The organism is Agrobacterium burrii (genome assembly GCF_017313405.1).
In the GTDB taxonomy this organism is placed as follows: Bacteria; Pseudomonadota; Alphaproteobacteria; order Rhizobiales; family Rhizobiaceae; genus Agrobacterium; species Agrobacterium burrii.
Genome location: NZ_JAFLNA010000020.1, coordinates 89,236 through 114,735 on the forward strand (window position 1 = coordinate 89,236; position 25,500 = coordinate 114,735).

Here is a 25,500-nt window from a genome sequence, read left to right on the forward strand (position 1 = left end):
ATCAGCCCCAGAGGGTTTCCACGACCTTTGCAGGCCATTTCTTCACATCCAGACCATGATGGGCAAACAGCGCCAGCGCGATGCGCTCAAGGCCGAAACCGACGCAGGCGGTATGGGCGACATCGCCGTTGGCGAGGTTGAGGCCCCATTTTTGGCCGAAGGCATCCTGATGATAGTTGAAGCTCATGCAGGCTGTCGGGTTGGTCGTCGATGTGACCGGGATCAGCAGTTCGAATTTGAGGTTCTGATCGCGCTGGTTGTTAGCGAGCATTTTGCCGGCACGGCCGAAGAAAGGATCGTTGGCGACATCGATGGTGACGTCGAGCCCGACCGCCTTCATCATCTCCACGCCGCGATCCATCCAGGTCTGGCGGAATTCGGTGACGTCGGAATCGGTGCCCATGCAAACATATTCGCGCATGCGGAAAAGCTGCTGGCGCGCCGGATCCTTGGAGGGCTCATGGCGGAAACAATAGGACTGGATGTCATAGAGACCGCCGCCGGCAGGTAGCGCGCCGCGCTTGGCGATTGTCGGATAAAGCGGATAGCAGGCCGCCGGCGTCAGCACGATGTCGGTGGCTTTCTGGTCCTTGGTCCAGTCTTCGCCCTCATCCATGGATTTCAGAAGGCTGACATGGTCAAGCTCGCAGCCGCAGAAGGAATGGACCGTGCCGGCCAGCTGCGGAAAGCTCTTCATGTAGCCGCTTTTTTCAAAATAGGCGCGGTTGATGCCGGGCGGAAAACGGATCGCTTCGGCGCCATCGGCGGCGCCCGTGCGGTCGATCAGCCGCTCGAATGCGGCAATCACGTCCTCGAACTGGCCACTGCGGCCATAAAGACCGTCCACACCGGTTTCAATCAGCAGGCCTTCTTCGAACAGTCGATCGAGGAACGATGTTTGCATGTCCATGGTCTTATCCCAAGAGGCTGGTGTCCTGCCTGTGAACCAGCAGGAGGTTGGCGGAATTGCCGAGAATACGGTCGTTGGAAATCATCAAACGGGCGGAATGTGCGTCGCGCAGATGCCGGCCGAGGCTGTAGGGCGTGCCGTTCTTGTAACCCATGATGCCGCAGACCAGCATGGCGTGATCGATGATCTCAAGAATGGTTTCCGAAGAGCAGATCTTCACATTGTTCATGGCGACGGCAAAGGCCATGGACATCAGCTTTTCGGCGTCACTCTTGGTGTCTTCGTAAGCCTTGATGCCGGCAATGATGTTGGATTTCACCACCTGCAGCTTGGTGGAAACCTCGGCAAGCCGGATCGCGCCGGGAGGAGCGGTGCCGGGCGACTTGCGTGCCGCGGCCCTGACAAAGGATTGCGCGCGCAGCACCGCATCCGACGCGATGCCGTACCAGACGGCGCTCCACAGAAGATGGGAGCTTGCGAGCATGGATTGCGCGGCGATTTCCGCAAAAGGTTTCGGGAAAATCTGCGCTGCGGGAGCTTCGCCACGAAACAGGAAACCGTCCGAACAGGTGCCGCGCATGCCGAGCGTATCCCAGATATGGGTCTTTTCGAGCGTATACTGGCTTTTCAGGAAAACGGTCATCACCTGATCGGCCGGCGCGGCATCCTTGTGGGCGCGCGAGGTGATGAGGATCGCATCGGCATTGCTGCCATAGGAAATGACGGTGGCGTCCTTTTCCAGCCGGCAAAATTCGCCCTCGACCTCGATCGCACAGATGGAATTGCGCAGATTGCCGCCAATGCCGCCCTCGGTGGTTGCGGAGCCGAGCAGAAGCTGTTCACCGGCGATGCGGCTCATGAAGCCCGCATGCCATGCGCTTGTCTCGCCATGTTCCACCAGGCTGGACAGCTTGATGTGGTGCATGGCGAAAATCATCGCCGTTGCCGAACAGGCCTGGCCAAGCCGCGCGCAGATATCGGCGATTTGCTGCAGGGATGCGCCTTCGCCGCCCAGCGAGGAGGGGACCTGGATGCCCAGCAGGCGTTCCTGCCGCAGCGCATCGACAGCTTCCTGCGGGAAGCTGCCGGTGACATCCACCTCGTCTGCATGTTTGGCGGCAATGGTCGCGACACGGCCCGCGCGCGCGGACAGCGTTTCATCCTGCGGCGCTACGGTCACGTTCATCAGGCTGCCTCTTTACCATCCAGAATGAGCTTAACGGTGTCTTCAATGGCCTTGATGCTGGCGAAGGACTTGCGGTTCAACAGATTGTCGGGAAACTCGATATCGAATGCTTCTTCGATGCCCAGCATCAATTGCACCGATGCAAAGGAAGAGAGGCCTGCCGCATAAAGATCTGCTTCATCTGCAATCGTATCGACGGGGGTGGGAAGCTGGCCGAATTTTGCCAGTATTTCACGAATAGTCGCATTCATTCCGACGGATCTCCAATGAAATTAACATTAGGAAGGTTTGTGCTTATCGTTATGTCGCAAACGATAATATTCACCTAAACCGTTAGGTTAATTACAACTAACGGCAGCATGCGCCATTCCCGCACCTTTGCCAAGCGTTGATCGGCGGCCTTGACAAAAGGCGGCCGGTGTTTTTTGCTGTGAGCCATTCACCAGGGGTGTCCCGTCAAGGGGCTGAGATTCTGCTTTCATGCGCAGTGACCCGTTGAACCTGATCCAGTTCATACTGGCGTAGGGACGGTGCAAAGACCGAAGGTCGGCTGGCGTGTGCAATGCGCTGTCGGCGCTGCGGTATTTTCCATCATTCCGGCTCGAACTGGGTCTCCACTGTCAAACTTTGGAGCCTCATGATGAATATCGCTGCCAAGACTATCCCGCTGTCGGTTACCACCGGACCGCATGCCGCCTCCACGAAAATCCATAAACCGGGAATCCTGCATCCGCATATTCGCGTGCCGATGCGCGAGATCGCGGTGCACCCGACGGCGGGCGAACCGCCGGTAACAGTCTATGATTCCTCCGGTCCCTACACCGATCCCACACATCCCGTTCTGATTGAAAAGGGTCTGCCGCGACTGCGTCACGACTGGGTCGTGGCACGCGGTGATGTCGAGGCTTACGAGGGCCGGCACGTTAAGCCGGAGGATAACGGCTTTGCCACCGGCGAGCGCCTGACCCCCGAATTTTCCGTGCGCCACCAGCCACTCAGGGCGACTGCCGGCAAAGCGGTGACACAGCTTGCCTATGCGCGGGCTGGCATCATCACACCGGAGATGGAATTCATCGCCATCCGCGAAAATCTCGGGCGCGAGGCGGCCAAGGAGAAGCTGGTGCGCGACGGCGAGAGTTTCGGCGCGCATATCCCTGATTACGTGACGGCGGAATTCGTTCGGCAGGAAGTGGCGTCGGGCCGGGCCATCATTCCCGCCAATATCAATCATTCGGAACTTGAGCCGATGATCATCGGCCGTAATTTTCTGGTGAAGATCAACGCCAATATAGGCAATTCCGCCGTTACGTCCTCCATGGCGGAAGAGGTGGAGAAGATGGTCTGGGCGATCCGCTGGGGTGCGGATACCGTCATGGACCTCTCGACCGGGCGCAACATTCACAATATCCGCGAATGGATCATCCGCAATTCGCCGGTGCCGATTGGCACGGTGCCGCTTTATCAGGCGCTGGAGAAGGTCAATGGCATTGCCGAAGACCTCAACTGGGAGGTGTTTCGCGATACGCTGATCGAACAGGCAGAGCAGGGTGTGGATTATTTCACCATCCATGCCGGCGTGCGGCTGCATTACATTCCGCTCACCGTCAACCGCGTTACCGGCATCGTCTCCCGCGGTGGGTCGATCATGGCCAAGTGGTGTCTGCATCATCATCGCGAAAGCTTCCTTTATGAGCATTTCGACGAGATTTGCGATATCTGCCGCGCCTATGACGTCTCCTTCTCGCTGGGCGATGGCTTGCGTCCCGGCTCGATTGCCGATGCCAACGACGTGGCGCAGTTTGCCGAGCTGGAAACGCTGGGGGAGCTGACGCAGATCGCCTGGGCCAAGGATTGCCAGGTGATGATCGAAGGCCCCGGCCATGTGCCGATGCACAAGATCAAGGAGAATATGGACAAACAGCTGAAGACCTGCGGCGAGGCGCCCTTCTATACGCTTGGGCCGCTGACCACCGATATCGCGCCCGGTTACGACCATATCACGTCAGGTATCGGGGCGGCGATGATCGGCTGGTTTGGCACGGCGATGCTTTGCTACGTCACGCCGAAGGAACATCTCGGCCTTCCTGATCGTAACGACGTGAAGGTCGGCGTCATCACCTACAAGATCGCCGCCCATGCTGCCGATCTTGCCAAGGGCCATCCGGCCGCACAGGTGCGGGACGATGCGTTGTCGCGCGCAAGGTTCGAGTTCCGCTGGGAAGATCAGTTCAACCTATCGCTCGACCCGGATACGGCTCGGTCCTTCCATGATGAGACCCTGCCGAAGGAGGCGCACAAGGTTGCGCATTTCTGCTCCATGTGCGGACCGAAATTCTGCTCGATGCGGATTTCCCATGATATCCGCGCCGAGGCGCAAAAGGAGGGACTGGAGGCGATGGCCGCCCGCTTCAAGGAAGGTGGCGAGCTTTATATGCCGCTTCCTACGCCTGCGAATGCCGAATAGGATGCGCGTCCTTGTCAAGGGAACGGGGGTCGCCGGATTGACGGCGGCCTTCGAACTGGCGCGGAGCGGCGTTGCTGTCGAGGTGTCGGAGCGCAATTCCGAGCTTTCTCGCGGGGCGTCGTTCTATGCGGGCGGCATGCTGGCGCCCTGGTGCGAGCGTGAAAGCGCGGAAGAAGCGGTTCTGGCACTGGGCAAGGCGGCGCTCGACTGGTGGGACGAGGCGACCCCCGGCCTTGTGGTCCGCAACGGCACGCTGGTCGTCGCACCCGCCCGCGACAAAGCGGAGCTGTCGCGCTTCGCATCGCGGACCAGCGGCTATCGCTGGGTGGGTGAAGGCGAAATCGCCGCTCTGGAGCCTGACCTTGCCGGTCGCTTTCGGTCCGGACTTTATTTTGCGGATGAGGGGCATCTCGATCCGCGCCTTGCTCTGAAATCGTTGCATGAGCGGCTTTGCGCCATGGGTGTGCCGTTTCATATGGGCGTTTCGGTGGATGAACAGAGGTTCCATCGGGTGGTGGATTGCACCGGACCTGCGGCGGTGGGAGAAATTTCCAACCTTCGCGGCGTGCGGGGAGAGATGCTTTATCTCGCTACGTCGGAGATTTCCCTATCCCGCCCCGTCCGGCTGCTGCATCCGCGCATTCCGCTTTACATCGTGCCGCGCGAGCCTGGCCGGTTCATGGTGGGCGCGACGATGATCGAGACGGAGGATGCCGGGGCGATTTCCGCGCGTTCGATGATGGAATTCCTGAATGCCGCCTATGCCGTGCATCCGGCCTTTGCGGAGGCGGAAATCATCGAGACCGGCACGGGCGTGCGCCCCGCCTATCCCGACAATCTGCCTGACGTCACCGAGGACGGGCGGACCATCTTCATCAACGGCGCGTACCGGCACGGCTTTCTACTCTCGCCCGCGATGGCGCGGAAGGTGGCTGAGATCGTCTGTCACACTCTCTCGAAAGGAACAGGATCATGAAACTTCTGGTGAATGGCGACGAGCTTGATCTCGCCACTGAAACGCTGGCCGGCTTGCTCGCCAGCCTGGATTATGAAGGCGAGTGGCTGGCGACGGCGGTCAATGGCGATATGGTGCATTCGCAAGAACGTGCCGACTACTTGCTGAAGGCCTTCGACCGTGTCGAAATCCTCTCGCCGATGCAGGGAGGTTGAGGCCATGCTGACGCTTTATGGCCGTGAGGTCTCGTCCCGCCTTCTGCTTGGCACGGCGCGTTATCCTTCCCCCGCCGTGCTTGCCGATGCGGTGCGGGCCAGCAATACGGATATTCTGACGATTTCGCTGCGCCGGGAGACGGCGGGCGGCAAGAAGGGTGGGCAGTTTTTCGAGCTGATCCGCGAGCTGGATCGCTATATCCTCCCCAATACGGCCGGCTGTCATACGGTTAAGGAGGCGGTGCTGACGGCGCAGATGGCCCGCGAGGTTTTTCGCACCAACTGGATCAAGCTGGAAGTCATTGGTCATCACGATACCTTGCAGCCGGATGTCTTTGCGCTTGTCGAGGCAGCGAAAATCCTTTGCGATGAGGGTTTCGAGGTCTTTCCCTATACGACCGACGATCTTGTCGTGGCCGAAAAACTGCTGGATGCCGGCTGCAGGGTGCTGATGCCCTGGTGCGCGCCGATTGGCAGCGCCATGGGACCGCTCAATCTGACGGCGCTGAAATCGATGCGGGCGCGGTTTCCCGATGTGCCGCTGATTGTCGATGCCGGCATCGGCCGACCGTCGCATGCGGTGACGGTGATGGAACTTGGCTATGATGCCGTTCTGCTTAATACGGCGGTTGCCGGGGCGGGTGATCCGGTCGGAATGGCGGAGGCTTTCGCCCGTGCAATCGAGGCTGGCCATCAAGCCTTTCTGTCTGGGCCGCTGGAGCCGAGGGACATGGCCATTCCATCGACACCTGTTATCGGGACGGCGGTATTCTCCTGATCGCGGTTTTCCGCCAAGGTCGGGCACGTCACCTTTTGCGTTGACAGTGCCCTGCGGCGGCGGGATACCGGGAGGAAAGGGGAACGGCATGGCGGCACGCAACAATCTTCTCACGGATATCGACGGCGTTTCGGTCGGCAATGTCACCGATCTCTCCCTCGGCTCCGGCGTCACGGCGATTGTTTTCGAAAAGCCCGTCATCGCCTCCGGTTCGGTTCTCGGCGGTGCGCCGGGCGGGCGTGACACCGGCCTGCTCGACCCCGCGATGACGGTTGAAACGGTGGATGCCCTGGTTTTATCAGGCGGTTCAGCCTTCGGACTGGATGCGGCGGGCGGCGTTCAGGCCGGATTGCGCGAAATTGGTCGTGGGTTGCAGGTTGGCTCCGCCCGCGTTCCCATCGTACCGCAGGCAATCCTCATGGATTTGCTGAATGGTGGCGACAAGGACTGGGGGCTGCATTCGCCCTATCGCGAGATGGGGTATGCGGCTTTCAAGGCGGCAGGCCGCGAGGCTTTCGAACTCGGAACGGTGGGTGCAGGAACGGGTGCGACGACCGCCACCTTCAAGGGTGGTCTGGGTTCAGCCAGTGCCATCAGTTCCGGCGGTTACAAAGTGGCTGCCATCGTTGCCGTCAATGCGCTCGGCTCGGCAACTGTCGGCACCAGCCGCCATTTCTGGTCCGCGCCTTTCGAAGTGCAGGGTGAATTCGGCGATTGTGGTTTTCCCGGACGCTTCACGGCGGATGATACCGCGCTTCGGCTGAAGGGCGTCAATCTCACCGCTACGACCATTGGTGCTGTCGTGACCGATGCCGTCCTAACAAAAGCGCAGGCGCATCGCCTTTCCATCATGGCGCATGATGGGCTGGCCCGCGCCGTACTGCCCGCTCATCTGCCGAGCGACGGCGACACCGTGTTTGCGGCCGCGACCGGCGAGAAGCCGCTGGAGGGCGGAGTTCATTTCGCCGAACTTTGTCATTTGGCCACCATCGTGATGGCGCGAGCTGTGGCGCGCGGCGTCTACGAGGCGACTGCCCTGCCGCAGCAGGGTGCGCAGAAAGCCTATTGCGATCTTCATGCCGGGGGTCTTTGAACGATGAGCGAGACACGTCCGCCGCTGAAACCTGTTCTCCGCATTGATTTTCCGCCGGGAGAACGTCTGGGCCATGGCAAGATCGAGTTGATGGAGCTGATTGTGGAGACCGGCTCGATCTCTGCCGCCGGCCGGGCAATGGACATGTCCTATCGCCGAGCATGGCTGCTGGTCGATGCGCTGAACCATATGTTCAGGCAGCCGGTGATCGAATCCCAGCGCGGCGGCAAGCAGGGCGGCGGGGCAGCGCTGACCGCCTTCGGTGCTGAATTGCTGGAACGTTATCGCGGCATGCAAAAGCAGATGAACGAAGTCTTGCGTCAGGATATCGACTGGCTAGAGGCCAATCGTAATCCGCAGGCCGCCGTCAATACGGATCGAGAGCCGCCGATTTTATGATCGCATGCACCGGTTTGCCGGGCGCCAGTTGCAGGCGTTCGCGCGAGAGGTCGGTGATGCGTGACTGGATGATGTCCCCACCGCAATCCACCTGAACCGTCACCATGCCGCCCTCGCTGACCGAGATATCTGCAATATGGCCTTCGAGAATGTTGAGTGCGCTAAGGCCTTCGGGTTTCACCAAAGCCAGCATGACATCGCGAGCCGGTATCAGCACCCGTGCAGGGCTGCCGGGTGTTCCTTTTTTTGCCGGAACCTGAAGCAGCGCTGTGTTGAGTCTGACGGCGGCAAGCCCGTGCCGTGCATCGAAGCTTTCGATGTGCCCTGACAGGATGCTGCCCGCTTCCCGCCGCTCCAGATGGCTGCTGAAATCGGGTCTCCCCAGAACTTCGGCCGCGGTTCCCTCGGCTTCCACCTTACCGTCTTTCAGCACCACAATGCGGTCGGCAAGGCGGGCGACTTCCTGGATGGAATGGCTGACATAGACGATCGGAATTTTCGTCTCGTCGCGCAGCCGCTCGAGATAGGGAATGATCTCGGCTTTGCGCTGCTCGTCCAGCGAGGCGAGCGGTTCGTCCATCAGCAGCAGTCTGGGGCAAGAGAGCAAGGCGCGGCCGATGGCAACGCGCTGTTTTTCGCCGCCCGAGAGTTTGTTCGGACGGCGCTGCAAAAGATGGCCGATGCCCAGCATGTCGATGATATGGTCTTCTTGTACGACCTTCGTTTTGTCTGAGGTGAACCATCTGCCATAATTTAGATTCTGCGCCACGCTGAGATGCGGGAAGAGCCGCGCCTCCTGAAAGACATAACCGAAACGGCGTTTATGCGCCGGTAGGAACAGCCGCTTTCCGCTATCGGCCAGTACTTCGCAATCGAGCGAGACCTTTCCTTCATCCGGCCGCAGCAGGCCGGCAATGATGCGGATCATCGATGTCTTGCCGGAGCCGGAGCGCCCGAACAGTGCGGTCACGCCGCCTTCGGAGGTGAATGACGCGTCAAGTTCGAAGGAGCCGAGGCAATGGCGAGTGGAGACCGAGAGCGTCATTCCATGCTCACCCGTTTGCCGATGATGCGGGCCAGAAACTCCGAGACGAGCAGAGCGAGCATGGAAATCACGACGGAAACGATGGTCAGCCGCAATGCACCGGCATCGCCGCCGGGCACCTGTGTGAAGGTGTAGATGGCGGCAGACAGTGTCTGGGTCTCGCCGGGAATATTGGACACGAAGGTGATGGTTGCGCCAAACTCGCCCATGGCCTTGGCGAAAGCGAGGATCATGCCGGCGATGATGCCGGGCAGGATCAAAGGCAGGGTAACGGTGAGGAATACCCAGAACGGGCTTGCCCCCAATGTTCCCGCTGCCTCTTCCAGCTTGCGGTCCACCGCTTCGATGGAGAGGCGGATGGAGCGCACCATCAGTGGGAAGGCCATGACGGCGCAGGCGAGTGCGGCCCCCGTCCAGCGGAAAGAAAAGACGATGCCGAACCAGCTATCGAGAAATTGCCCGATGGCGCCCCTGCGGCCGAAGAGAACGAGCAGCAGGAAGCCGGTAACGACGGGCGGCAGAATGAGCGGCAGATGGACGATGCCGTTCAGCAGCGACTTGCCCCAGAAGCGGCCGCGGGCAAGCGCCACGGCTACTGCAATGCCGAAGGGCAGGCTGGCGAACATGGCGATGGAGGACACCCACAGGCTGAGCCTGATCGCCGTCCATTCTTCGGGGCTGAGTGTCCACCAATGCAATGCCATATCCTGCAATCGTCAAGTTTCATGGCCCACCGGGAGGTGGGCCTGAGACAAGCTTATTTCAAAACGGTAAAGCCTTGCTTTTCGAAGAAGGGCGTTGCCTTGGCCGACTTCAGGAAGTCCAGATAGGCCTTTGCAGCCGGAGACTTTGCTTCCGAAAGAACGACGACCGGGTAGATGATCGGCGGGTGACTGTCTTCCGGGAAGGTGCCGACAATCTTCACGCCCGGATCAGCGGCGGCGTCGGTCTGGTAAACGATGCCATAGGGTGCTTCGCCGCGTGAGACGAGCAGCAGAGCGGCACGCACGCTTTCCGCGCCGGCGACTTTCTTTTCAACCGAAGACCAGGCGCCGAGCTTTTCCAGTGCGGCCTTGCCGTATTTACCAGCCGGAACGGAATCGACCGCGCCCATGGCCAGACGGCCATCGCCCACCAGAGCAGCAAGATCGAAGCCCTGCTTGATATCGACGGGCTTTGCCTTGTCTGCGGGAGCGACGAGAACGATGCGGTTGCCGAGAAGATTGGAGCGGCTGTCAGCGTTGATCCGCTTCTTTTCGGCGACATAATCCATCCATGCAAGGTCAGCGGAAATGAAGATATCTGCCGGCGCGCCCTGTTCGATCTGTTTGGCGAGCGCGGAGCTTGCGGCATAAGAAACGGTCGCTTCGTTGCCGCTGTCCTTCGCCCATTCGGCATTGATGGCGTCGAGCGCGTTTTTCATGCTCGCGGCAGCAAAGACCGTGACTTTTTCGGCGGCATGGGCCGGAACACCCACAAAGGAAGCTGCCACCCAGAAGGAGGTGGCGGCGGCAATGGTTTTGAAGAAGTTGCGACGCAAAAGTCTCATGGTCTGTTACCCCCGTTTCGAGATATTTTGATGAATATATCGATAGGCCTATAGGGCAATCATTATATTTTCAAGAATATATCGATGAGGAGGCGAAAAGCCGCTGCTGCGGGTGTCTATGTGGGGGAAAATGGGGGACAAAAAGCGCTCCTCCGTCATGCTCGGGCTTGTCCCGAGCATCTGCAACGTCCTGAATTCGTTCGACATGGTTAGATCCTTGGGACAAGCCCAAGGATGACGTCGAGGGTGAGGGCAGGTTTGCCGCTACTCTCAAGACCGCCCATTGGCGCGCTCTCTGTCAGTCAAAAACGCTCGCCGGCGAAATGGGCGATCTGCGCGCCCGCCTCGTAATAAGCTTCCTTTATCGCACGGAAAGCCTGCGCTTTCGGCTCCGTCACGGGTAAAGGCAGTTCGCTTTCGGCGATGTCGCCTGAAATATGCTGTGCAATTACCTTGCCGAAGGCGGTACCCGGGGCGATACCGCGGCCGTTATATCCTGAAAAGCCGACGACATTGTCCGCGAATTTGTGAAAGCGCGGCACGGCATTGTCGGTCATGCCGATCTGGCCATACCATTCACATTCGAATTCCGTTTCACCCAACTGCGGAAAAAGCCGTTTCAGCGACCGTTTCGCCCAGGCCCGATGAATGGCGGCGCCTGTGCCCCGCAAGGCGCCGACGCTGCCGAAGACCAGCCGGCCGGCCTTGTCCATGCGGAACGACGAGAGGATTTCCTTCGTGTCCCAACAGCCCTCACGGCCCGGCAAAATGCTTTTTTTAAGGTTGTCGCCGAGTGGCTTTGTGGCGAAGTTGAAATAGGGCAGGTAGGTCTGTTCGTCGCGGACGATCTGCCAAGGGCCGGTGCTATAGGCTTCGGTGGCGACGACGATCCAGTTGGCGGTTACCGATCCCTGCGGCGTCTTCACCACCCATTGTCCACCGCTGCGTTCGGTTGCCACCACGGGGCTTGCGGTGTGCAGCCGCGCGCCTGCCTTTTGCGCGGTGGCCGCTAGACCACGAACATAGGCAAGCGGCTGAATCGTGCCGGCGCGGGTGTCCAGAAGAGAGCCGGAATAGCCAGTGCTGCCGGTGCGCCTTGCAGTTTCATCGGCATCGAGAACACGGACAGGCGCGCCTCTCGCCGCCCATTGTTCGCAGCGCTCGCGAATTTCCGCGAGGCCTTTCTCGCCGACGGCACAATGCAGGGTGCCGTTTTTTTCGATCTCGCAGGAAATCTCGTGTTTTTCCACCAGTGCGCGGACGAGCAATGGTGCATCGCCCAGAAGGCCGAGAAGGCGTTCGCCGTAAACCTCGCCCAATACACCCGGCAATTCCGTGGGCATGACCCACATGCCGCCATTGATGAGGCCGACATTACGGCCTGCGCCGCCAAAGCCGATTTCCTTAGCCTCGAGAAGGACGACGTCTACGCCTCTTTCAGCAAGATGCAGGGCGGCGGATTGCCCGGTGAAGCCGCCACCGACGATCACGACATCGGCAACCGCCGAGCCCTGCAAGGCGGGTGTTACGGGCGGCTGCGGTGCGGTCTTTTCCCAGAGGCCGTGCGAGCGGGGGTCGTTATACATCGTTCCACCATATTCCGGGCCAGTTCATTTGTTTTTCGTATGAGTGACAAGCCCTTGTTTATGAGACTTTACAAGTGACCATACCTGTTGAATATCGACATATCGTCAAGAGTTCATTCCGTGAGGGAATATGGTTCTGCCGCCGCGCCGTTTTCTGCCGTCGCTTTCGCTGCTGGCGGCCTTCGAAGCCGCTTCGCGGGCGGGCAGCGTCACCGCTGCGGCGAGGGAACTCGGTCTGACGCAGGGCGCTGTCAGCCGGCAAATCCTGGCGCTGGAAGAACAGCTTGGTGTGGCGCTGTTTCTCCGCGAGCGGCAGACGATCCGGCTGACGCGGGCGGGGGAAGGGTATGCGCGGGAAATTCGCGAAGCCCTGCGGCGCATATCGACCGCTTCGCTTAATCTGCGCGCCAATCCGGATGGGGGCACGCTCAATCTCGGTGTTCTGCCCAGCTTCGGCACGCGCTGGCTCGTGCCGCGCCTTCCCGATTTCATCGCCCGGCATCCGGGTGTTTCGGTCAATCTTCTGACGCGGTCGTCACTGTTCGATTTTCGGACCGATACCGTCGATGCGGCGATCCATTTCGGTCTGCCGCACTGGCCGGGCACCGAGCTGGTTTTCCTGATGCATGAAAAGGTCATTCCGGTATGCTGCCCCGCCTTCAGGGAGCGCCATGGACTTTCAAGGCCGGACGATCTGTTGCAGGTGCCGCTGCTGCATATGACGACCCGGCCGGATGCCTGGGAACAATGGTTTGGCAGCCATGATGTGCGTTTCGACAATGTGCACGGCATGCTCTTCGATCAGTTCACCACCATTGCCGAGGCTGCAGGTGCGGGGCTCGGCGTATCGCTCATTCCTTCCTTCATGATCGAGGAGGAGTTGCGAAGCGGGCGTCTGGTTGCGGCTGTCGCGGGGGAGGTGGAAAGCGAAGAGGCCTATTACCTTGCCTGTATGCCTGATCGCGCCGGTTATGCGCCGCTTGAGAGCTTCCGGCACTGGATCGTTGCCGAGGCGGCGCATGGGCCAGGGGCGTTTTCGGCGTAAACCGGCGAGGCGGTCTTGCAAGTCTGGTGCGGCTCAGCCAATAGTGCGCCATGACGTGTGGCGCGAGACGCCACACACCGAAAGTTCCAATACGGGAGATGTCCGTGAAGCCCATTTTTGTTCAGCTTCAATGTGAGCCCGGCAAGACTTATGATGTCGCCGACGCCATCTATAAAACCGAACTGGTTTCCGAGCTTTATTCAACCAGCGGCGAATATGATCTGCTGCTGAAAATCTATCTTCCGCAGGAAGAGGATATCGGCAAGTTCATCAACCAGAACATCGTCAATATTCCGGGGATCGTCCGCTCGCTGACGACGCTGACCTTCACCGCGTTCTGACGCGGATAAGCCTTCATAGGCACATGGCTGTAAAGGCGATGGTGCTCCCTGGGGCGGTACGCCGCTTCATTGGATCAAGATATGTGTCTTTGGGGGAAGGGCCTTGCCGGGCTTTTCAGATCAGCGGATCGGCGTGTTTTGATACACCCTGAATGGGCTGCGTTACGCCGGCAGACGAATTGTCATGCAAAATAAAAGCGCGCCATCGGCCCGCAATTTCGGGTCCGATATTTGGCGCGCTTTGGTTTTGACGGTTCTGTGAGCGGGCGATAGTTTTCCCGCATCAGGCCGCGGCCAGATTCCGGTTGCGCACGAGATCACGGATTGCGATCCGCACGTCATCTGCACTGTCGAACTTCTGTTCGTCCAGATCGTGAACGTGGAACTTTACCGCGATAAATTTCAACCGGTCGTTGTCCGGTATGACGATGCCGACGGGTTCGCCAGCGAATTCAATAACTTGCTTTTGCATAGATATACTCCCGCTGTGGCTACTTCACAGCATGTTGTCGAACTGAATTTCAGGAAATTGAGACCGTTAAGTCACATTCGACAGCAGCGGGAACACGTGGATTTAAATCCAGCGTTCCAGGACACAAGACCAAGGATTGCGTTAATGTTGATATATTTTGACATGACACACTCCCTGTATTGGTGTTGGCCCGGAATCAGGAGACTTGTTCTCCAGTTACACACTGATATTCCAGACCTGCACTAAAATCAATGCTGATTGTTATAGGTAGAATATTTTTCTTTATGATGACAGGAGAGGGGCGGAATTGTGAAATTTTTGTTTTCGTTGGTGGCCGCCCACAAAAGCCCGGCACAGCGGGCTTTTTATTTTATTTTAATTGCTGCCGGGTGTCTGCGGCGGGTAAATATGATCGTTACCGTTGAAATCGGCTACAGAATAACAGCCCTCACGGGTTTTTTCGGCCGCATTTCTGCCAATTGCCGCCTTGCCGTGGCCGCCGGGTATGTCGAGAACATAGGTCGGCTGGCAGAGACCGGAGAGATTCCCCCGCAAGGCGGAAACGATTCGCTGGCCCTCTTCGATCGTCAGCCGGAAATGGCTGGTGCCGGGGGCAAGATCGGGATGGTGCAGGTAATAGGGCTTGATGCGGGTCTCAACAAAGGCGCGCATAAGCTCGGCCAGAGTTGCCGGGTCGTCATTGACGCCTTTCAGAAGCACCGTCTGGCTGACCATGGCTATGCCGGCATCAATCAGCCGCGCGCAGGCGCTTCTGGCTTGGTCGCCAAGTTCGCGTGCGTGATTGGCGTGCAGAGCCACATAGGTGGTCTTGCCGCTGGCCTTGAGGGCTTCGATAAGCGGCCCGTCGATGCGCTCAGGATCGACGACTGGCACGCGGGTATGGAACCGGACGATCTTCACATGCGGTATGTCTTTTAACCGCTTCATCAGGTCGGACAGGCGTCGCGCCGAGAGCACCAGCGGATCGCCACCGGTGAGGATGACTTCCCAGATGGCCGAGTTGGCATTTATATAGTCGAATGCGGCGTCCAGCTCCTCCGGGCTCATCATACCGTTGCCCTGCGGGCCGACCATTTCGCGACGGAAACAGAAACGGCAATAGACGGGGCAGACATGCACCGCTTTTAAAAGAACCCGGTCGGGATAACGGTGAACGATGCCATGCACTGGGCTATGGGCATCGTCACCGATCGGATCGTCCCGTTCTTCGGGAAGGTGGATAAGTTCGGCCGTATCAGGCACAAATTGCCGGGCAATGGGATCCTGCGGATCGCGGCTGTCGATGAGATCGGCGATCGGTGGTGTGATCGCCAGCGCGTAACGCTGCGTCACCGCGCGCAGACCCTCCAGTGCGCTGGCCTCGACCAGCCCCGCTTCGACAAGTGCTTCGGGTGTCTTGATGATTTCAAGCCTTGTCATCGTCCATATTCCGCAACGGGTGCCCACATGACGAGATCGATACGGGGAGCGCCGGTCGCCAGCATTACTAGCCGGTCAAAACCGAGCGCGATGCCGCTGGCCGGCGGCATGATGGCCAGTGCAGCGAGAAAATCCTCATCCAGCGGATAGGTCTCGCCATAGACCCGTCGCTTCTCGGCCATTTCCATTTCGAAGCGCCGTCTCTGTTCAGTGGCGTCGGTCAATTCACCGAAGGCATTGGCAAGTTCCACACCGCAGGCATAAAGCTCGAAACGTTCTGCGACGCGCACATCCCTCGCAGACTTGCGGGCGAGGGCTGCTTCGCTCGTCGGGTATTCATCGAGAATGGTAGCGCGGCCGAAGCCCAGTTCCGGCTCCACCCGCTCGACGATGACGCGGCTGAACATATCCGCCCAGGTATCGTCGTCGGCGACGCGGATGCCGGCATTGGTGAGGCTGGCGGCAAGATGCCGCTCGTCCGTCTCACCGTTTCGGCTGATGGTGGCCAGAAGATCTATCCCCGCATAACGCTCGAATGCCTCGGCGACGCTCAACCGTTCGGGTTCGAGAAAGGGATCGACGCTGCGGCCACGATAGGTGAAGTTTTTCGTGCCCGTGGTTTCAGCGGCAAGCGCCAGAAGATCGGCGCTATCCTTCATCAGGCTCTCATAGGTTTCACCGACCCGATACCATTCCAGCATGGTGAATTCCGGATGGTGCAGGGGGCCTCTTTCCCGGTTCCTGTAAACATGGGCGAAACAGGAAATACGTTTTTCACCGGCGGCAAGCAGCTTCTTGCAGGCGAATTCCGGCGAGGTGTGGAGATAGAGCGGTATGGCATCGCCGCCCGGCGTCAGGCCCTCCGTAGCAAAGGCGTGCAGATGGGCCTCGTTGCCGGGGGAAATCTGCAGGGTGGCGGTATCGACCTCGAGAAAATCAGCGCGGGCAAAGTGGCTGCGGAATGCCGACTGAATCGCGTTGCGGCCAATGAGAAAAGCGCGGCGGTCGGCATGGACGTCGGGCGTCCACCAGGGCGACATTGTCTCGTTGTTTGCGCGCATCTTCTCTTCTTTTCCGTCTTCTCTGCGGCGCCTGTTGCGGTTAAACGCCCCGCAAAACGCCTGATCGCGTCATTTAAAGCAATTCCGGGCGGAAAACCGCTAGGCACTCTTCCGCGAATTGCTGTAGAAGGCTGGCAATTCGTGCGGATTTAAGGTAGTTGCGCCCCAGAAAAAAGACAAAATGTCTGACGGGGCCGGTGCTGCCGCGCAGTCCTTTACGACGCATTTCATCGAGTTACAAGGAAGTCATATGGTCAAGGTTATCGCCTCATCCGTCCGCAAGGGCAATGTTCTCGACGTGGACGGCAAGCTTTACGTTGTTCTCACCGCGCAGAACTTTCATCCCGGCAAGGGCACGCCGGTCACGCAGGTGGACATGCGCCGCATCGTTGATGGCGTAAAGGTCTCCGAGCGCTGGCGCACCACCGAGCAGGTCGAGCGGGCTTTCGTCGAAGACCTGAACTTCCAGTTCCTCTATGAAGACGGCGAAGGTTTCCACTTCATGAACCCGGCCAACTACGATCAGGTGGTTGTCGACGTTGACACCATGGGCGACCAGAAGGCCTATCTGCAGGAAGGCATGACCTGCGTTCTGTCCATCCATGAAGGCAATCCGCTGTCTGTTGAACTGCCGCGCCACGTGACGCTGGAAATCGTGGAAACGGAACCGGTCGTGAAGGGCCAGACGGCTTCTTCTTCCTACAAGCCGGCAATCCTCTCCAACGGCATCCGCACCATGGTTCCGCCGCATGTCGACGCCGGTATTCGCGTTGTCATCGCGACGGAAGACAATTCCTACGTCGAGCGCGCCAAGAGCTGAGCCTGATCGCGGGTTAAACAAAAAGCACCGGTTACCCGGTGCTTTTTTTGTGTCTGGAATAACAAAAAGCCCGCGTCGAAACGCGGGCTTTTTGGTTTGCCTTGTGGCGTGTCTTACATAGCCTTCGCCGCGGTCCGGGTGGGGCCGGGCACCTTCTTCGGGGCAGGCTGGCCAACGGCATAGCCGCCGCCGAGCGCCACGTTCAGTGACACATAGTCCTGTGCGGTCGTTTGGATCGCCGTGGCAAGGTTTGCCTGCGCATCCGAGACCGAGCGCTGAGCATCCAGAACGTCGAGCAGAGACGATGCACCATCACGGTAGCTGGCGGTGGAGAGCTGCAGCGCTTCCTGGTAGGAGGCGACGGTCTTTCTCAGCGCGTCGACGGTACGCTGATCGCGATTGACGGCGGCCAGAGCGTTCTCGACTTCTTCCACTGCGTTAAGAACGGTCGATTTCCAGACGAGATATTGCTCGCGCGCCTGCGAGTTGGTCAGGTCGACATTGGCGCGGAGTTTGCCGCCATCAAGGATCGGCAGAACGAGGCTTGGACCAAACGACCAGCTATTGGCCGTTCCCCTGCCACCACCGCTCAGGAAATTGTAGCTCGGGGTGATCGCGCCACCGAGTTCGATGCTCGGATAAAGCTGAGCTTCAGCGACGCCGATCGAGGCGACCGCAGCGGCCAGATTGCGTTCAGCGACGCGAATGTCCGGACGGTTGCGGATCAGGTCGGCCGGAATACCGGTGCGGGGAACTGCACGCGCAACAGGCTGGCGCGCGCCCTTTTGCAGTTCAGCAATGAGCGACGAGGCCGGCATGCCGAGCAGGGTCGCGATGCGATGTGCGGCCTTGCGGAAGCTGGTTTCGAGGCCTGGTATCTGCGACAGCGTGGAATTGACCAGACCTTCGGACTGGACGACATCGAGGCGCGACGCTGCACCGGCTTCAAGCTGCAACTTGGTCAGGTCAAGCGTTTCGCGGCGGGAACCCAGGTTCTGGCGGGCAATCGCCAGACGCTCCTGATAATAACGCACGTCGATATAGGCTGCGGCGACGGATGAAATCAGCGTCAGGCGCTGAACGTCGACGGTAGAGTAAGCGGCATCAAGCGATGCATTGGCGCTTTCCGTTGCCCGGCGATAGCGACCGAAAAGGTCGAGGAACCAGGACACGCTGAGGCTGCCCGAAGACACGTTGGTGACGGGAACGTCACGGTAGCTTCCCTTGGTCTCACTGGTCGTGTGGCTGCCGTTGGCCGTCAGGCCCGGCAGACCGTCAGCACCGGCCGCGATCACCTGGGCTTCCGCCTGATTGATGCGCTCTATCGCCTGCATCACGGTCAGGTTCTGCGCCAGGCCAGTTGAAACGTAACCGTTCAGGCGGCTGTCGTTAAAGGCCGTCCACCATGCAACGGTGCTTATATCGCCATTACCGGTTTTCCCAGCTTCCGCGAACTTTCCCGGCAATTGGATTTCCGGGGTCTTGTGGTCGGGTCCGACGACGCAGCCTGAAAGCAGCAGCATTGTCAGGGGAAGAGTTGCGCGAATAGACAGCATATAATTTTCCCAATTCTATAGGTTGGCTTACCGAGCGCGGCTTGCTGACAAATGGGCTGCGCGGTCGATATGCCGTAGAAACGTGCATTAGCCAAATCGGCAACATTTCTAGCAGCGTATTAACGGTTGGCACAGCCCATTTTTGTTTTGTTAACGCCTTGAAAGGCGACGAATGATGACGAAAAAGGACGGAACGAAGAAAATTCCGAGCAGTGTTGCAGAAAGCATACCACCCAGCACCCCGATACCGATTGCATTTTGCGCGGCAGAACCCGCTCCGGTTGCGATGGCGAGAGGCACAACGCCGAGGATGAAGGCGAGCGACGTCATGATGATCGGACGCAGGCGCAGCTTCGCAGCTTCCAGCGCAGCTTCCACCAGACTTAACCCATGCTCCTGCCTCTCCTTGGCGAATTCGACGATCAGGATCGCGTTTTTCGCAGCAAGGCCGATGGTCGTCAGCAGGCCCACCTTGAAGTAGACGTCGTTTGTCTGACCGAAGAAGTGGGCCGCAGTCAAAGCGCCAAGGACACCCACCGGGACGGCCAAAATGACCGAGAAGGGGATCGACCAGCTTTCATAAAGCGCGGCGAGGCAAAGGAACACGATGAGCACCGACAGCGCATAAAGCATGGGCGCCTGTGAACCGGACAGACGTTCCTGGTAGGAAATGCCCTGCCACGCCACGGTGTAGCCACCCGGCAGGCTTGCCGTCAGGCGCTCCATCTCGTCCATGGCCTCACCGGAGGCGACACCTGTCCCGGCGGTACCTTCAAGCGAGATTGCGCCTGTTCCGTTGTAACGGGCGAGAGATGGCGGGGCGTTGATCCACTTCACCTCGCTGAAGGAGGAGAAGGGCACCATTTCGCCGTTGGTGTTGCGGGCATACCAGAACTTGAGGTCGTCCGGCTGCATGCGGTAGGGCGCGTCGCTCTGGACATAGACGGGCTTGAGTTCGCCGTTAAGCGTGAAGTCATTGACATCCCTGCCGGCAAAGATCGTCGTCAGCATGAGATTCACGGAGGCAAGATCGACGCCCATGGCCCCCATCTTTTCCTGATCGAGAATGATCTTCATCTGCGTTTCATTGTCCTGGCTGTCGCTTCGAAGCGAGCTGATCTTCGGATTGCCCGTGGCAAGCGCGATCAGTTCCTTGGATGAGGCAGTCAATGCGTCGGTACCGTTGCGGCCGCTATCCACCAGATACATCGAGAAACCGCTCGATGTACCCATGCCCTGAATTGCCGGCGGCAGAAGCGGGAAGACCTGCGCATCGCGGAAACCGAAGAAGGTGCCCATAGCACGCTGCACGATGGCGGCGGCGTGCTGGTCGGGTGCCGTTCTTTCGGCGAAATCCTTGAGCTTGGTGAAGACGATGGCGTTGTTCTGGCCTGAACCGCTGAAGCTGAAGCCAAGCACACCGAAAACAGATTCGACATTGTTGGCTTCTTTTTCGCGGAAGTAGTTTTCAACCTGCTTCACAACCTCGTTGGTGCGTTCGATGTTCGAACCGGTCGGTGTCTGGATGATCGTCAGAAGCACGCCCTGGTCTTCCTGCGGCAGGAAGGAGCTTGGTAGCTTGCTGAAGAACCAGGCGCAGCCGCCTATGACGATCGCAAAAAGAATCATCACACGCAGGGGGCGTTTCAGCAGGTAGCCAATGGAAGAGACATAGCCGTCCGTCGTCTTGCCGAAGCCACGGTTGAACCACGCACCCGGTCCACGCTTCTTTTTATTGTGGTCGATGGGCTTCAGCATGGTTGCGCAAAGCGCCGGTGTCAGAACGATGGCGACCACAGCCGAAAGCAGCATGGCCGAAACGATGGTGATCGAGAACTGACGATAGATGATGCCCGTCGATCCTCCGAAGAAAGCCATCGGAATGAACACGGCGGTCAGGACGAGCGCAATGCCGATGATTGCACCGGTGATCTCACCCATCGATTTTTCGGTCGCCTCGACCGGCGACAGGCCTTCTTCCGACATGATGCGCTCGACGTTTTCGACAACGACGATGGCGTCATCGACGAGAAGGCCGATGGCGAGAACCATGGCGAACATGGTGAGGGTGTTGATGGAATATCCCGTCAGCGCAAGGACGCCGAACGTGCCGAGAAGCACGACGGGCACCGCGATCATGGGAATGAAGGTGGCTCTGAGGTTTTGCAGGAACACCAGAAGCACGACGAAAACGAGGATGATCGCCTCGATCAGCGTATGCACCACCTTCTCGATCGACAGCTTCACGAAGGGTGTCGTGTCGTAGGGATATTCGATCGAGACGCCCTCGGGCAGCGAACCCTCGACGGCGGAAAGCGCCGATTTTACGCGCGCCGCCGTGTCGAGCGCGTTCGCACCGGTGGCGAGGTTGACTGCGAAACCGGCAGAAGGCCGGCCGTTGGAGCGGGAATCCCCACCATAGGTTTCCTGGCCGATTTCGATGCGGGCCACGTCGCTGAGGCGGACGGTCGAGCCATCCTTTTCGACTTTCAGGATCACCGATTCGAAATCGGCGACCGTGGTCAGCTGGCTCTGCGCCGTCACTGTCACGTTGAGCTGCTGGCCTTTGACGGCAGGAACCGCACCGAGCGAACCGACCGAAACCTGGGTGTTCTGGCTTTGGATGGCGCCGGTGACGTCAGCGGTGGTCAGCTGATATTTGTTGAGCTTGAACGGATCCAGCCAGATGCGCATCGCATATTCGGAGCCGAAGACGTTGATGCTGCCCACACCTTCCAGACGCTTGATCTGGTCTTCGACGCGTGAGGAGAACACGTCGCCGAGATCGGCGGAATTACGCTTGCCGTCGGTAGAGATCAGCGCCCCCACCATCAGAATGCTCGAGGTGGAGCGGCTGACCTGGATACCCTGCTGCTGCACGGTATCGGGCAATTGCGACTGGACGAGCTGCAGCTTGTTCTGCACCTGAACCTGCGCGATGTCAGGCATGATGCTGTTGCCGAAGGTCAGGGTCACTTCGGCGCTGCCGGTGGAGGAAGACGACGTCATATAGGTGAGGTCATCGAGGCCGGTCATGCCGTCCTCAATGATCGTCGTCACCGATTTTTCGACTGTTTCGGCGCTGGCGCCGTTATAGGTCGCGCTGACGCGCACCGTCGTCGGTGCAATATCGGGATATTGCGAGATGGAGAGCGTCGCGATTGCCAACGCGCCGCCCAGCATGATGACGATGGCGATAACCCATGCAAAAACGGGGCGCCGGATGAAGAAATGGGCCATGGCAGTCCTGCCTTACCTTTTACGAGCTTCGACCAAGGGTTTCGTGCTCATGCTTATTTCGAGGGGGCGGCGGCAGGCGGAGCTTGCTGCGGCAGAACAACGATACCGCGATCGTCGATGGTTACTTCCACCGGCGCCACTGTCGCGCCGTCGGCAATCCACTGGAAGCCGTCCACGATGAGCTTGTCGCCATCCTTGACGTTTTCCATCACCAGCCAGGCGTTGTTGGATTGCTGGCTGGACGGGAAGGTGCGGGTTTCCACCTTGTTTTCCGCCGAGACGAACTTTGCGGTCAGTTCGCCATTGGCGTTCCGGCTTGCCGCGCGCTGCGGAATGCGGAAGCCCTTCTCCTTGCCGATGGTCAGCGTGGCGCGAACATAGGTGCCGGGAAGCAGAAGATCATCCGGATTTTCGAAGAGGGCGCGGATGGAGAAAGTACCGGTGGTTTCGCTCACCGCCATGTCCGACATGTCGATCTTGCCGTCATGCTTGTATTCGGTGCCGTCTTCCAGCGTCAGATGAATGCCGGTTTCCTTGGTGTCGCCGCCGAGCTGGCCCGACGAAATCGCATTTTTCAGACGCAGAAGATTGATGCTGGATTCCATCAGATCGATATAGATCGGATCGATGCGACGCAGCGTCGTCAAAGCCGTCGTCTGGTTTGCCGTCACCACGTTGCCGATGCTGAAAGCGGTGGCGCTGGTGATGCCGTCGAAAGGTGCGCGGACCTTGGTGAGGTCGAGATTGATTTCAGCCGTTTCCAGCGCCGCCTTGGTCTGGGCCACGTCGGCCTGTGCCTGCAGCAGCGTCACCTTGGCGTTTTCATATTCGATCTGGGTTGCGCCGCTGTTGACCAGCCGTTCGTAACGGGCAAGGTTCGCCTCGGCGCTTGGAACGCTGGCTTCGGCCTTCGCCACGCTTGCCTTGGCCTGCGCCACTTCCGCCAGATAGGTGTTGTCTTCGATCTGGTAGAGAACGTCGCCCTGCTTGACCTCGCTGCCTTCCTTGAAGGGAATTTCGCGGATGATACCGGTGACGCGCGGACGGATCTCGGCGGTCTGGAATGCGCTGGCGCGACCGGGAAGCACTGTTGTCAGAGGATATTCGCTGCTCTTCATCAGGATGATGCTGACCGGAGACGGCGGACGCTCGGCACCCTGACCGGCGGTCTGGCTGCTCTCGCCGCCATCGCTGCATCCCGCCAGGAGCGCTGTTACACACAAAGAAGCAAATAGGGGTAAAATACGTCGGCTCATTGTTCTTCCCTGCGTATCAGTCGCATTCAACTATAAGCGCAATGTCGCTCGGCGGACGCGCGCCCGGAAAGAATAGGTATGACAGGGAAAGGCCTTATGGGGCCTTCGTCATTACATTCATTCCGGACCGCCACGCGCATAGAAGCGCAGGCTCAGGCGCTTCGCAAGCAATTGCGAGAAGGTGACGTAAATAGGGAATCGTCACTTAGCAAGTGGATTGCGCAATCCGGCATCGATTAAATCGACGAGTTGATCACAACGTGTTGCCAAATTGCCGATATCTTCCCGGGCAACGAGGACGGGATGGATAACGCTTGTCAGCGCGTGGAGCACGGTTTCCGCCAGCGGTGGAATGTCCGCCGGCGCATAGACCTTCGCGTTGATGCCGTCGCTGATAATGTCGGCTAACAGGTTTGCGATGACGGATTTATAATAGTCGCCGCACTTCATATCCTGCTTGGCCGTCATCAGGATCATTTCGAATATATAGGGATTGTCGTTGAGGTCCTGATGGTGCTGTTCCATCAGGGTACGGGCGAGGTGGCGCAGTCTGGCAAGTGGTGGGTGACCATCGTCGAGCGGGCGGATCTCTCTTTCGAAGATCCCGATCTGTTCGAAGGCTATGGCGTCGACGAGCGCGTTCTTCGAACTGAAATTCTTGAAGACATTGGCGGGTGACATGCCGAGTGCTGCGGCGATATCGGCTATCGCCACTGCATTGAAGCCACGCTCGCGAAAAAGCTCTTCGGCTTTGGCGAGAATGTCCCGCCGTGTTTCTTCGGCGGAACGGCGAGGCCGGCGTTTGACAGGACGGTCGTTCTTCCTGTCACCCTTTCGCGCCTGTTCGATCGTTTTGCTCAAGGTCAGACTCCGGGGAAAAACCGCTCCAGATTCCGGCGTATTCTTGCAAGCGGCGTCTCACCGCTATCGTCGGGAACGAAACTCTGTCCGGTGATGCGTTCGTAAGCATCAATATAGACCTTCGAGGTCTGCAACACGAGGTCCTGCGGAATCTCGGGCACCTCGTCCTTATAGGGATCGCAACGTTCGGCAACCCAGGCTCTGACGAAATCCTTGTCGAAGCTCGCCGGCCGTGTGCCATTGCGGAAGCTTTCCTCATAGCTGTCAGCCATCCAGTAGCGGCTGCTATCCGGCGTGTGGATTTCGTCGGCCAGAATGATCGTGCCGTTTTCATCGGTCCCGAATTCATATTTCGTGTCGACGAGGATGAGGCCCTGCTTTGCGGCAATCTCCTGCCCGCGCTTGAACAGCGCCAGCGCATAATGAGAGAGCGTGTCCCATTGCTCCTGTGTCAGAAGTTTCTTCTCGACGATCTCTGCGGGTGTCAGCGGCTCGTCATGGCCGCCATCGAATGCCTTGCTTGTCGGCGTGATCACCGGCTCGGGTAAAATCTGATTGTCCTTCATCCCGTCCGGCAGGCTCATGCCGTACATCTGCCGCTCACCCTTCTTGTAAAGGGTCAGGATCGATGTGCCGGTGGTGCCGGCCAGATAACCGCGAACCACCACTTCTACCGGCAGTATGTCCAGCCTCTTGCCGATGACGACATTCGGATCGGGATAACTTACCACGTGGTTAGGACAAATATCCTTCGTCAGCTCGAACCAGTAGCGCGCCGTCTGGGTCAATACCTGCCCCTTATAAGGAATGCATGTAAGAATTCGGTCAAAGGCGCTCAGGCGATCGGTGGATATGATGATGCGGTTGCCATCAGGCAGATCGTAGTTCTCCCGCACCTTGCCACGGTAATAATTCGGCAGCTCGGGAATGACGGCTTCATCGAGAATGCGCACGGGCTCTCCAATTCTTGGGCTTATATGGGGCGTTGAACGCCCCGGTCTTTCTGAAACTCTTGCCCGTTCCTATTGCATGTTTCCCGGAACAGGGCCAGTCGCCACAGAAAGGAGGCGTTTTCAGGAGCCTCATGTGCATTTGTGTTAAAGTCCTATGTAAAATCAGCCACTTACCAAAAATGTCAGTTTTTTGACGAAGGGTGTGTTGACTTGTTTGCGGGTGATCTCTTATAAGTCCGCTCACTGAACGAGGGCGGCGGCGCTGCTGGCGACGA

Annotated in this window: 23 protein-coding genes, 1 pseudogene and 1 riboswitch; of the genes and pseudogenes, 9 read left to right on the top strand and 15 right to left on the bottom strand. The window is 58.9% G+C overall.

What is annotated here, in order from left to right; genetic code table 11:
* Position 1 precedes the first annotated feature (1 nt).
* The 3 genes from JZX89_RS26920 to JZX89_RS26930 are packed head-to-tail and all read right to left on the bottom strand — an operon-like array spanning position 2 to position 2,347.
* On the bottom strand, positions 2–910 hold the full coding sequence (locus JZX89_RS26920; RefSeq protein WP_207135954.1) for an amino acid--[acyl-carrier-protein] ligase: 909 nt from the start codon (positions 908–910) through the stop codon (positions 2–4).
* Positions 911–914: 4 nt separating this feature from the next.
* Positions 915–2,096, bottom strand: a complete 1,182-nt coding sequence (locus JZX89_RS26925; protein ID WP_149900583.1) for an acyl-CoA dehydrogenase family protein — start codon at positions 2,094–2,096, stop codon at positions 915–917.
* Complete coding sequence (locus JZX89_RS26930; protein WP_003504852.1) at positions 2,096–2,347, bottom strand: acyl carrier protein; 252 nt, start codon at positions 2,345–2,347, stop codon at positions 2,096–2,098. Before JZX89_RS26930 ends, JZX89_RS26925 begins: the two co-directional genes overlap by 1 nt.
* 183 nt (positions 2,348–2,530) lie before the next feature.
* Positions 2,531–2,642: riboswitch (TPP riboswitch) on the top strand.
* Positions 2,643–2,736: 94 nt separating this feature from the next.
* On the opposite strand from JZX89_RS26930, the gene thiC reads away from it, so the two are divergent.
* From thiC to JZX89_RS26960, 6 genes and pseudogenes are all read left to right on the top strand, one after another.
* A complete protein-coding gene (gene thiC / locus JZX89_RS26935) occupies positions 2,737–4,560 on the top strand; it encodes a phosphomethylpyrimidine synthase ThiC (protein ID WP_207135955.1) in 1,824 nt (607 codons plus the stop codon).
* Position 4,561: 1 nt separating this feature from the next.
* Positions 4,562–5,564: pseudogene (gene thiO / locus JZX89_RS26940) on the top strand (glycine oxidase ThiO).
* On the top strand, positions 5,533–5,730 hold the full coding sequence (thiS, locus tag JZX89_RS26945; protein WP_207135957.1) for a sulfur carrier protein ThiS: 198 nt from the start codon (positions 5,533–5,535) through the stop codon (positions 5,728–5,730). The pseudogene thiO and the gene thiS overlap by 32 nt, the downstream one beginning before the upstream one ends.
* 4 nt (positions 5,731–5,734) lie before the next feature.
* Positions 5,735–6,508 (top strand): thiazole synthase, encoded by a 774-nt coding sequence (locus JZX89_RS26950; RefSeq protein ID WP_207135958.1) that lies wholly within the window; start codon positions 5,735–5,737, stop codon positions 6,506–6,508.
* A gap of 88 nt (positions 6,509–6,596) precedes the next feature.
* Complete coding sequence (locus JZX89_RS26955; protein ID WP_207135959.1) at positions 6,597–7,601, top strand: P1 family peptidase; 1,005 nt, start codon at positions 6,597–6,599, stop codon at positions 7,599–7,601.
* Positions 7,602–7,604: 3 nt separating this feature from the next.
* Positions 7,605–8,000 carry a winged helix-turn-helix domain-containing protein gene (locus JZX89_RS26960; protein ID WP_153515575.1) on the top strand — a complete coding sequence of 132 codons (396 nt, stop codon included), beginning with the start codon at positions 7,605–7,607 and terminating at the stop codon, positions 7,998–8,000.
* On the opposite strand, the gene modC is transcribed toward JZX89_RS26960, so the two are convergent.
* The 4 genes from modC to JZX89_RS26980 all read right to left on the bottom strand — a co-directional run bounded on the left by modC (position 7,969) and on the right by JZX89_RS26980 (position 12,180).
* On the bottom strand, positions 7,969–9,045 hold the full coding sequence (gene modC / locus JZX89_RS26965; protein ID WP_207135960.1) for a molybdenum ABC transporter ATP-binding protein: 1,077 nt from the start codon (positions 9,043–9,045) through the stop codon (positions 7,969–7,971). The genes JZX89_RS26960 and modC overlap by 32 nt on opposite strands.
* The gene (gene modB, locus JZX89_RS26970) at positions 9,042–9,749 is read right to left on the bottom strand and encodes a molybdate ABC transporter permease subunit (protein ID WP_153515577.1); all 708 of its coding nucleotides are present in this window, start codon (positions 9,747–9,749) and stop codon (positions 9,042–9,044) included. Before modB ends, modC begins: the two co-directional genes overlap by 4 nt.
* A 53-nt stretch (positions 9,750–9,802) precedes the next feature.
* Complete coding sequence (gene modA, locus JZX89_RS26975; protein WP_207135961.1) at positions 9,803–10,594, bottom strand: molybdate ABC transporter substrate-binding protein; 792 nt, start codon at positions 10,592–10,594, stop codon at positions 9,803–9,805.
* Between the two features lie 302 nt (positions 10,595–10,896).
* Positions 10,897–12,180 (bottom strand): NAD(P)/FAD-dependent oxidoreductase, encoded by a 1,284-nt coding sequence (locus tag JZX89_RS26980; protein ID WP_207135962.1) that lies wholly within the window; start codon positions 12,178–12,180, stop codon positions 10,897–10,899.
* A gap of 130 nt (positions 12,181–12,310) precedes the next feature.
* Between JZX89_RS26980 and JZX89_RS26985 the strand changes: the two genes are divergently transcribed.
* Positions 12,311–13,225 (top strand): LysR family transcriptional regulator, encoded by a 915-nt coding sequence (locus tag JZX89_RS26985; RefSeq protein WP_207135963.1) that lies wholly within the window; start codon positions 12,311–12,313, stop codon positions 13,223–13,225.
* A gap of 104 nt (positions 13,226–13,329) precedes the next feature.
* Positions 13,330–13,566 (top strand): Lrp/AsnC ligand binding domain-containing protein, encoded by a 237-nt coding sequence (locus JZX89_RS26990; RefSeq protein ID WP_003521320.1) that lies wholly within the window; start codon positions 13,330–13,332, stop codon positions 13,564–13,566.
* Between the two features lie 283 nt (positions 13,567–13,849).
* On the opposite strand, the gene JZX89_RS26995 is transcribed toward JZX89_RS26990, so the two are convergent.
* From JZX89_RS26995 to epmA, 3 genes are all read right to left on the bottom strand, one after another.
* On the bottom strand, positions 13,850–14,038 hold the full coding sequence (locus JZX89_RS26995; RefSeq protein ID WP_045019798.1) for a hypothetical protein: 189 nt from the start codon (positions 14,036–14,038) through the stop codon (positions 13,850–13,852).
* 375 nt (positions 14,039–14,413) lie between these two features.
* Positions 14,414–15,478, bottom strand: coding sequence for a lysine-2,3-aminomutase-like protein (locus JZX89_RS27000; protein ID WP_207135964.1), 1,065 nt, complete (start codon positions 15,476–15,478; stop codon positions 14,414–14,416).
* Complete coding sequence (epmA, locus tag JZX89_RS27005; protein WP_153515582.1) at positions 15,475–16,539, bottom strand: EF-P lysine aminoacylase EpmA; 1,065 nt, start codon at positions 16,537–16,539, stop codon at positions 15,475–15,477. The genes JZX89_RS27000 and epmA overlap by 4 nt, the downstream gene beginning before the upstream one ends.
* A 250-nt stretch (positions 16,540–16,789) precedes the next feature.
* Here epmA and efp point away from each other — a divergent pair, with 250 nt between their 5' ends.
* Positions 16,790–17,359, top strand: a complete 570-nt coding sequence (gene efp, locus JZX89_RS27010) for an elongation factor P (protein ID WP_149900622.1) — start codon at positions 16,790–16,792, stop codon at positions 17,357–17,359.
* Between the two features lie 113 nt (positions 17,360–17,472).
* Here the strand turns inward: efp and JZX89_RS27015 are convergent, their stop codons facing one another.
* The 5 genes from JZX89_RS27015 to JZX89_RS27035 all read right to left on the bottom strand — a co-directional run bounded on the left by JZX89_RS27015 (position 17,473) and on the right by JZX89_RS27035 (position 25,225).
* The gene (locus tag JZX89_RS27015) at positions 17,473–18,915 is read right to left on the bottom strand and encodes an efflux transporter outer membrane subunit (protein ID WP_149900597.1); all 1,443 of its coding nucleotides are present in this window, start codon (positions 18,913–18,915) and stop codon (positions 17,473–17,475) included.
* Positions 18,916–19,065: 150 nt separating this feature from the next.
* The gene (locus tag JZX89_RS27020; protein WP_149900598.1) at positions 19,066–22,155 is read right to left on the bottom strand and encodes an efflux RND transporter permease subunit; all 3,090 of its coding nucleotides are present in this window, start codon (positions 22,153–22,155) and stop codon (positions 19,066–19,068) included.
* A 53-nt stretch (positions 22,156–22,208) separates the two neighbouring features.
* Positions 22,209–23,411, bottom strand: a complete 1,203-nt coding sequence (locus JZX89_RS27025; protein ID WP_149900599.1) for an efflux RND transporter periplasmic adaptor subunit — start codon at positions 23,409–23,411, stop codon at positions 22,209–22,211.
* A 201-nt stretch (positions 23,412–23,612) separates the two neighbouring features.
* Positions 23,613–24,272 carry a TetR/AcrR family transcriptional regulator gene (locus JZX89_RS27030; protein WP_207135965.1) on the bottom strand — a complete coding sequence of 220 codons (660 nt, stop codon included), beginning with the start codon at positions 24,270–24,272 and terminating at the stop codon, positions 23,613–23,615.
* Between the two features lie 2 nt (positions 24,273–24,274).
* Positions 24,275–25,225, bottom strand: a complete 951-nt coding sequence (locus JZX89_RS27035; RefSeq protein WP_149900601.1) for a phosphoribosylaminoimidazolesuccinocarboxamide synthase — start codon at positions 25,223–25,225, stop codon at positions 24,275–24,277.
* Positions 25,226–25,500: the final 275 nt, after the last annotated feature.

Excerpts from the sequence above, each read along its gene's own strand:
- modB (WP_153515577.1), bottom strand. The coding sequence starts at position 9,749 with ATGGCATTGCATTGGTGGACACTCAGCCCCGAAGAATGGACGGCGATC.
- JZX89_RS26995 (WP_045019798.1), bottom strand. The coding sequence starts at position 14,038 with ATGCAAAAGCAAGTTATTGAATTCGCTGGCGAACCCGTCGGCATCGTC.
- JZX89_RS26980 (WP_207135962.1), bottom strand. The coding sequence starts at position 12,180 with ATGTATAACGACCCCCGCTCGCACGGCCTCTGGGAAAAGACCGCACCG.
- JZX89_RS26930 (WP_003504852.1), bottom strand. The coding sequence starts at position 2,347 with ATGAATGCGACTATTCGTGAAATACTGGCAAAATTCGGCCAGCTTCCC.
- thiS (WP_207135957.1), top strand. The coding sequence starts at position 5,533 with ATGAAACTTCTGGTGAATGGCGACGAGCTTGATCTCGCCACTGAAACG.
- modC (WP_207135960.1), bottom strand. The coding sequence starts at position 9,045 with ATGACGCTCTCGGTCTCCACTCGCCATTGCCTCGGCTCCTTCGAACTT.
- JZX89_RS27020 (WP_149900598.1), bottom strand. The coding sequence starts at position 22,155 with ATGGCCCATTTCTTCATCCGGCGCCCCGTTTTTGCATGGGTTATCGCC.
- JZX89_RS26920 (WP_207135954.1), bottom strand. The coding sequence starts at position 910 with ATGGACATGCAAACATCGTTCCTCGATCGACTGTTCGAAGAAGGCCTG.
- JZX89_RS27000 (WP_207135964.1), bottom strand. The coding sequence starts at position 15,478 with ATGACAAGGCTTGAAATCATCAAGACACCCGAAGCACTTGTCGAAGCG.
- JZX89_RS26985 (WP_207135963.1), top strand. The coding sequence starts at position 12,311 with ATGGTTCTGCCGCCGCGCCGTTTTCTGCCGTCGCTTTCGCTGCTGGCG.
- thiC (WP_207135955.1), top strand. The coding sequence starts at position 2,737 with ATGAATATCGCTGCCAAGACTATCCCGCTGTCGGTTACCACCGGACCG.
- JZX89_RS27015 (WP_149900597.1), bottom strand. The coding sequence starts at position 18,915 with ATGCTGTCTATTCGCGCAACTCTTCCCCTGACAATGCTGCTGCTTTCA.
- JZX89_RS26955 (WP_207135959.1), top strand. The coding sequence starts at position 6,597 with ATGGCGGCACGCAACAATCTTCTCACGGATATCGACGGCGTTTCGGTC.
- JZX89_RS26960 (WP_153515575.1), top strand. The coding sequence starts at position 7,605 with ATGAGCGAGACACGTCCGCCGCTGAAACCTGTTCTCCGCATTGATTTT.
- JZX89_RS27025 (WP_149900599.1), bottom strand. The coding sequence starts at position 23,411 with ATGAGCCGACGTATTTTACCCCTATTTGCTTCTTTGTGTGTAACAGCG.
- JZX89_RS26925 (WP_149900583.1), bottom strand. The coding sequence starts at position 2,096 with ATGAACGTGACCGTAGCGCCGCAGGATGAAACGCTGTCCGCGCGCGCG.
- modA (WP_207135961.1), bottom strand. The coding sequence starts at position 10,594 with ATGAGACTTTTGCGTCGCAACTTCTTCAAAACCATTGCCGCCGCCACC.
- JZX89_RS26950 (WP_207135958.1), top strand. The coding sequence starts at position 5,735 with ATGCTGACGCTTTATGGCCGTGAGGTCTCGTCCCGCCTTCTGCTTGGC.
- efp (WP_149900622.1), top strand. The coding sequence starts at position 16,790 with ATGGTCAAGGTTATCGCCTCATCCGTCCGCAAGGGCAATGTTCTCGAC.
- epmA (WP_153515582.1), bottom strand. The coding sequence starts at position 16,539 with ATGCGCGCAAACAACGAGACAATGTCGCCCTGGTGGACGCCCGACGTC.